The sequence below is a fragment of the Lysinibacillus sp. KCTC 33748 genome, from assembly GCF_002237755.1.
In the GTDB taxonomy this organism is placed as follows: Bacteria; Bacillota; Bacilli; order Bacillales_A; family Planococcaceae; genus Lysinibacillus.
The window spans coordinates 89,821-96,317 of the sequence record NZ_MWSJ01000019.1 but is presented as its reverse complement, the minus strand read 5'-3'; the positions used below and the strand labels follow the sequence as shown (position 1 = coordinate 96,317).

Here is a 6,497-nt window from a genome sequence, read left to right as displayed (position 1 = left end):
TGTTTCTCGACAATTCAAGTATATATAAATCGGTGAATCTGTGCTTTTTTTATGCGTGGAATTGTGCGAATACCCCAAAAAATATTATAGAACCTTTAAACCAACTCGACACAAAAACGCCCCTTTAGATAATCATATCCAAAGGGGCAAAGCTTCGCGAGTTTATTTTAAACACCGCATCTTTTTTATAAACGGTTTATAGGCCACATTTTAACTGTGCTGCACAGTTTGTACATGTATTACAGCCACCGATTTCTTCTACAGTTCCTTTACGGCATACAGGACAAGTATTCCCTACATCCGAACCAATAACTGTTGTCGATTCTAATGCTTGAATCGTATCTACTAATACAACTGGACGCTTCGTTGGTACTTCTACTAAATCTTCCTCAAATGACAGTTGATCCATATCATTTTCTTCAGCCTTTAGTGTCAGTACTTGTGAATCACGGCTACCATCTACATAGACCGTACCACCTTTAGCGCCACCATTATATAAACGCTCGTATACTTTTTCAACCTGTTGTACTGTATAACCTTTTGGTGCGTTTACAGTTTTTGAAATAGATGAATCAATCCATTTTTGGATGATACATTGTACATCAGCATGTGCCTCTGGTTTTAACTCCATCGCCGTAACGAACCAATCAGGAAGGTTATTCTCATCTACTTCCGGATGACGTTCTAAATATTCATGTACGATTTCTGCTTTTACCTCGATGAATTTACCTAGGCGACCAGAACGGTAATAGGTGAATGAGAAGTATGGCTCAAGACCTGTTGCCACGCCAACCATTGTACCAGTCGAACCAGTTGGAGCTACTGTTAGTAAATGTGAGTTGCGAATACCTGTTGCTAAAATTTGCTCTTTAATATGCGCAGGCATTTTTTGCATAAAGCCAGTTTCAGTGAATGCTTTACGTAAACGTGCTGTCTCTTCCTCTGTTGCTCCTACAAGGAATGGAAAGCTGTCGCGTTCTTTAGCAAGTTCTGTGGAAGCTTCATAAGCAGTCTCAGCAATCGTTTTAAAGATTTCATCAACTAGCTCATTACCTGCTTCTGAGCCATATTCTTTCTCACAATAAATTAGTAAGTCCGCTAAGCCCATTACGCCTAAGCCAACACGACGCTCTCCTAGAGCTTGTACACGGTTTTCTTCTAAGAAGTATGGTGTAGCATCAATTACATTATCTTGCATACGAACACCAACACGAACTGTTTCACGAAGTGCTTCGAAATCAATCGTTTGATCTTCTTTATTCGCAAACTGCGCTAAGTTCACAGCTGCTAAGTTACACACAGAATATGGTGCGAGTGGTTGTTCCAATTATTGTTATCCTAAAGGCTTTTTATCCTCTAGTTCTTACAGTTCAATTCCTGTAAGTTCAGCATACATTTTCATTACACACTTTTTTCATAAACCTAAGTAGTTCTTTTCTTCCTCTATCTCCCCCAAAGATTGATTTCGAAATTACTCTAAAATCTTTAACTCCAAATTCTTGATAAATGCTTTCGATTAATGGTTGGAGAGTTGATTTTATTTGATTAAAGGGGGTTGCAGTTATAATTTCTTGATTGTCGATTGCCCATTTAATTACTGTCTGTTTAATTTCTTGATGAATTTTTGCTCGCTTTTCAACATAAGTTTGTGTGGCAACTTGAATATTTGAACTTCCAGCGCATGATTGAGTACAAAACCATTTGGATGAAGAAACAATAACTTCAAACTTGCTCCCACAACTTTTACAGATTCTTTGTTCCCTAGGTTTCTTTTGCTTACCCTTTTGAGCCAAGCCAGATTTTCTTAAACCTTCAATCATTCTTGCTTTCGCCGGACTATTAGATTCCCACAATCGCTTTGTATGCTGTCCAATTATTTTTTTAGTATGCTCATTATGTTGTTGATTGAAATGAGCATTGAACTTACCATAATTAGCTTTGTTTATTGTTGTATTTTTTGATTCTATCCATTCTGTTATCGTTGAAGTTAACGAAAATGGTACAAGTTTATACATTTCGAGCAATTCTTCATAAGAAATTAATTCGCAATTAATATCATAAGTTGTCTCAATAACCTTTAAAGCTTCTAGAGCTTTTTCTTTCGCCGTAATATCGCGAGACTTAATTTCAACAATCTTTATAATATCACCGTTATCATTATAGAAGAAAAAATCAGGTTTATAAAATTTGAATCCAATATTAAATACTTTGTCTTCATAGCCCCAAGAAATTGAATGATAATCTAGAAATTTGGCATATGCATACTCATATGAACTTCTTAAATAGTATGATTTATAAAAACCTGCATAACCTCTGTTCATTTGATTACAGCCTTTCTCTAATTAGGCCAGTCTATTGTTATGTGTAATGTTGCGGTCTCGTGCCCGGGTTATAGTCTACTAAGTAGGATCACCGGGTATGCGTTGCCCCTGACTGAAGTTTTACCTTTAGCCTTCGGTTCGGATTAGCATCTCAGCCTTCCCGCTTTATCCCGCAATTTTTAACGTGAGGCGAAGTCCACCACACGGATTAGTCGCTACAACGCTTTGACCATAAGCTTTTGCGTTAGTCATGTCATTGGCGTTGTCGATGAAGAAAATACCTGGCTCTGCAGAGTACGTTGCACAAACGTTGATTAAATTCCATAATTCCTGTGCTTTAATCGTACGGTATGTGCGTACTTTATAGCCCATTTTCTCCCATTCGCGCACGTCTCCAACTTTATGCCACTCACTGTTGTAAATAGCCATTTCTTCTTTTGTATATTCTTCAACAGCTGGGAAACGAAGCTCGAATTCAGCGTCATTTTCAACTGCTTCCATAAATTCTTTTGTTAATGTTACAGAAATATTTGCACCAGTTAAAAACTCTGGATTGTGAACAGTATAAGTACCGCCATCGCGTAGTTTGTTTTCCGCTTCGCGAATAATAGCTGTATCAAAACCACCTAAGCCTTCGATACCTTTATAGTTAACAATACCTTGGTACATAGCTTCCTCTTGAGTTGAAAGAGGTTTAAAGTTTAATTTTTCTTTTGCTAGACGAATAATTGTTTTATCCGTTGTATTTTCGATTAGGTATCGTAGAATACGTGGATTTTGCATTTTCGAAATAATAAATTCCACGATATCAGGATGCCAATCTGCCAGCATAATCATTTGTGCTCCCATTTTTTGTTACAGAAAAATAATGAATTTAATTTTTCTGGTATGGTCATTTCTGCCATACTCTTATGCTTTCACATAAGATCAGACTATATCATCAAAGAATACTGTTCTTTGTCTCGTGCCTCATAAGAGCGTCACCGCCTAATATGATTTACTTCTTTCATACTTTGCCAAGCTTAGAAAGTTTCAATAGTCGTTGAACGTTCATCTACGTTTCCATAGACGCTTCGCTGCTGATTGCCCAATCTTTTCTTTTTTCAAGCATTCACGCCTAACTTCACAGTTTACGTTGTAGCAAGAAAAGCTCTCAGGGTGTTCCAGCAATTCACGAGATTACGTCGCCGAGTCTTAACGACGGGAACCACCTTGTTCGACAAGATGAGTCAGTTTCGCAATATCATCTAACCATGATACAGAGCCAGATGATTTACCATTTACACCACGAGCTAAAGTGTTACGTGGACGCAATGTTGAACCATTTGTCCCTACACCACCACCGCGGCTCATAATTTCCATCACTTGCTTACGGTGATCACTTATTCCTTCACGTGAATCTGCTACAAATGGCATTACGTAACAGTTGAAGAAAGTTACATCCGTTTCAGATCCAGCTCCATAAATAACTCGTCCAGCTGGAATGAATTTTAATGAAACTAGTTGCTCATAAAACTTCTCAAACCATTCTTGGCGTTTCTCTTGTGTTTTTTCAACAGCAGCAAGCCCTGTTGCATTTCGTTTTGCGATTTGTTCATAAAATATTTCAAGAGGCTTTTCTAGCACGTCAATTGAACGCGTAATCACACCCGTTTCTTGCTCTTTCGGATCATCTATAGCACTACGGTAATCTTCCTCAATCAAAATTTCTGCTGTTTTTGTAGACATATCAAGCTTTTGGATTGTCCCTAAACCACGTGCAGGGAATTTTGGATCTGCCTTCACTGTTAATACGACGAAATCACCGGCTTTTAACGTTTTCTTTTCCGTATCTTTAAACGAGTAGCGATCGATCATTACAAGTCTTGATACACCTTTATGCGTAATGTGCATATCAGGTGTTACGGGATGAACCTGTGGAAATTGTTCAATATCTTTGTTTAACTGTTCAAATTTGTTTACTTCGGGTTGATGATTTGTGAGTACCATCGTTTTGCCTCCCTTATTTTCTGCTTTACAAATATAAATACACAATATCATGTGTCGTTAAACACTACATATTGTGTATGTTTCTTAAAAAAAGATACTATATATAGTTTTTTAATTCAACTCTTGCAATTTCGAACAGAATGCGAACTGCTTGTTACTACAAGGGTTGAACGCTAAAAAAATATTTTTCTTATACCATTTTTTATTTTTTGAAGTTCCAATCATCACATGCATATTTTTTTTCTTCTAGTGCATGTACATATTCTAATTGCTCCTCAGAAAGTGTAAATGGTTTTAAATCAATTTGCAACGATTTTGCAAAACCATCTCTAAAAGCTGTCACACATTGTGCAATAGTCACAGGTTCTTTAACAAGGTTATTGATAGCAACCGCTTTTTCAGGCATCTTTCTACGCATACGTGCCTTCGCCTCTTCACTTGAAAAATTGAAGACAGATAATAATTTTTCTTGATCTAAATCAAGTAAAATAGCTCCGTGCTGTAAAATAACACCTTTTTGACGAGTTTGTGCACTACCTGCCACTTTTTTACCTTCTACTACAAGCTCATACCAGCTTGGCGCATCAAAGCAAACTGCACTTTTAGGTTTCTTTAAGTCCGCTCTTTGTTCTTCAGTATTAGGAACACTAAAATAAGCATCCATACCTAGATTATGAAACCCTTGCAATATCCCTTCACTTAACACTCTATATGCCTCTGTCACTGATTCAGGCATATCTGGATAGCTTTCTGAAACAATGACACTATATGTCAATTCATGTTCATGTAAAACGGCTCTACCACCTGTTGGACGACGAACAAAGCCTAGCCCTTGTTCTCGCACCGCCTCTAAATTGATATCTCTTTTCGCTTGTTGAAAATAGCCAATCGAAAGAGTTGCTGGCTCCCACTCATAAAAACGAATAACCGGTGGAATTAAACCTTCACTATGCCAATCAAGTAATGCTTCGTCTAATGCCATATTAAAAGATGGGCTACATTTCCCTGAATTTAGAAAATACCAAGTTGTCATATTTTCATCTCCTACAATTAATCATTTATGCCTCGGCATAAATGCGTCGGGAATCGGCTTTGTGCTTGCACAAAGAAATCCTTTTCGATTCCGTGACATCCGCCGGAGGCTTTACCTTTTGCGAATGTGTACAAAATAAGGCTCATCCCTATAGCGAGTGGTTGATTTCCGTTCCGGCCGGGCTCTTTCTCTGGGGACGACCGATGAGCCGCTTGGGCCAACAGGATGTTGGTCACGAAGGCGTTATCACAGGATGTGATGCTCTTAGCCTTCGTTCCCCTATCGCTAATCCCCGAGGAGTCGCCCTGCCTTCACTCCAATCAACCTATATATCGCATACGTTTTAGCAAATGCCATCCTACTCATGGTGATGAGCCAAAAATTAATGTTTCTCAAAATTTTGACACTCTGCGTTTAGTTCTATTCTTTATTGAAGTATCATCCACCCAAATCTAAAAATGGAGTAGCATGATTCTGTGACATTTCACTAATAACATCCATACATATAGATAGATTAATTCTAGCCACAATCTAATTAATTTTATCAAACTCATTGGACTATCGCTAGCGCATCTTTTATAATAATAAAGAAGATAGAAAGGGGTAAGAAATTTTGTTAAACATACTTATCACAATCGGTGTTATTTTAGTAGTCGTAATTGCATATATCGGTATCAATGCCCTACGACTAAAAAAAGCCGTAACAAACCTAACACAAGAACAATTTATTGAAGGCTATCGTAAAGCGCAGCTTATCGACGTACGTGAGCAAAAAGAATTTGATGCAGGTCACATTCTTGGTGCACGTAATGTTCCTTCAACAACTCTACGTCAACGTCACAAAGAAATTCGCCCAGATTTACCAGTATATTTATACTGTCAAAATACAGGCCGTAGCGCACGTGCTGCTCTATTTCTTAAAAAACGTGGCTACAACCAAATTTACCAACTTCAAGGCGGCTTCCGTACTTGGACAGGTAAAATAAAGTCTAAAAAATAATTTCAAAAAGTCGTTAAGGCATAAGTGACTACTATAAATAAATATACTCGCGAAATCTAAGGTAATTTATTTATATATACCTATCTCACTTTGTTTTAAACAGGAAGAAACCATCTCAAATGACTATGAGATGGTTTACTTTTTGCAAAAAATT

At 37.6% G+C, this 6,497-nt stretch carries 3 protein-coding genes and 3 pseudogenes; 1 reads left to right on the top strand and 5 read right to left on the bottom strand.

The window, feature by feature from the left end; translation table 11 throughout:
- Window positions 1-196: 196 nt before the first annotated feature.
- The 5 genes and pseudogenes from B1B04_RS19080 to B1B04_RS19060 form a co-directional block, all read right to left on the bottom strand.
- Window positions 197-1,324, bottom strand: a pseudogene (locus B1B04_RS19080) (hypothetical protein); the annotation flags it as partial.
- A 61-nt stretch (window positions 1,325-1,385) separates the two neighbouring features.
- Window positions 1,386-2,321: a restriction endonuclease gene (locus B1B04_RS19075; RefSeq protein ID WP_170939021.1), complete on the bottom strand. Its 936-nt coding sequence runs from the start codon at window positions 2,319-2,321 to the stop codon at window positions 1,386-1,388.
- 198 nt (window positions 2,322-2,519) lie between these two features.
- Window positions 2,520-3,167, bottom strand: a pseudogene (locus B1B04_RS19070) (vitamin B12-dependent ribonucleotide reductase); the annotation flags it as partial.
- A gap of 351 nt (window positions 3,168-3,518) precedes the next feature.
- Window positions 3,519-4,310, bottom strand: a pseudogene (locus B1B04_RS19065) (ribonucleotide reductase N-terminal alpha domain-containing protein); the annotation flags it as partial.
- A gap of 202 nt (window positions 4,311-4,512) precedes the next feature.
- Window positions 4,513-5,343 carry a lipoate--protein ligase family protein gene (locus tag B1B04_RS19060; RefSeq protein WP_170939020.1) on the bottom strand — a complete coding sequence of 277 codons (831 nt, stop codon included), beginning with the start codon at window positions 5,341-5,343 and terminating at the stop codon, window positions 4,513-4,515.
- A gap of 613 nt (window positions 5,344-5,956) precedes the next feature.
- Between B1B04_RS19060 and B1B04_RS19055 the strand changes: the two genes are divergently transcribed.
- Window positions 5,957-6,343 (top strand): rhodanese-like domain-containing protein, encoded by a 387-nt coding sequence (locus tag B1B04_RS19055; RefSeq protein WP_079562970.1) that lies wholly within the window; start codon window positions 5,957-5,959, stop codon window positions 6,341-6,343.
- The last annotated feature ends 154 nt before the right edge of the window (window positions 6,344-6,497 follow it).

Coding starts and splice junctions, on each gene's coding strand:
- B1B04_RS19060 (WP_170939020.1), bottom strand. CDS start 5,343: ATGACAACTTGGTATTTTCTAAATTCAGGGAAATGTAGCCCATCTTTT.
- B1B04_RS19075 (WP_170939021.1), bottom strand. CDS start 2,321: ATGAACAGAGGTTATGCAGGTTTTTATAAATCATACTATTTAAGAAGT.